We start from the raw sequence: 589 nt of genomic DNA, 5'->3' as shown, positions 1-589 counted from the left end.
TCTATGGCGGAAACAACAATGACACGCTTGATGGAGGATCAGGTGATGATACGCTGGAAGGCGGGACCGGTGCGGATCATCTGATCGGTGGCAACGGGACCGATCTTGTTTCCTATGACGGCGCATCGTCCGGTGTTGTCGCGGATTTCCTAATCCTCTCATCTAATGCCGGTGATGCCGAAGGGGACACCTACGCCAGTGTAGAAAACCTCTCTGGATCTACACACAGGGATCGCCTCTATGCCAACGATAGCAACAACAAGCTCTGGGGCCAAAACGGCGATGACGATCTACATGGTCGCAACGGAAACGATAGCCTTTATGGCGGAAACAACAATGACCGCCTGAACGGCGGGCTTGGGGCTGACCGTCTAGACGGCGGTTCTGGTACCGATGAAGCCGCTTATTGGGACGCTACATCCGGTGTCCGAGCCGATCTCTCCAACGCGTCAAGCAATACCGGCGAAGCCGCAGGAGATACCTATATCTCCATCGAGAACATTGCCGGATCCAACCATGCCGATACGTTGGTCGGCAACAGTGGGAACAACACTCTCCTTGGCCGCGATGGCGCGGACAAGCTCTATGG

1 protein-coding gene is annotated in these 589 nt (G+C 55.7%); it reads left to right on the top strand.

The features are described 5' to 3' along the window. On the top strand, positions 1 to 589 hold a 589-nt coding region (locus FGE21_RS19930; RefSeq protein WP_139665134.1), incomplete at both ends, for a calcium-binding protein.

It is taken from the genome of Phaeobacter sp. B1627 (assembly GCF_006265095.1).
Lineage (GTDB): Bacteria > Pseudomonadota > Alphaproteobacteria > Rhodobacterales > Rhodobacteraceae > Epibacterium.
This window is presented reverse-complemented; position numbering and strand designations above follow the sequence as displayed.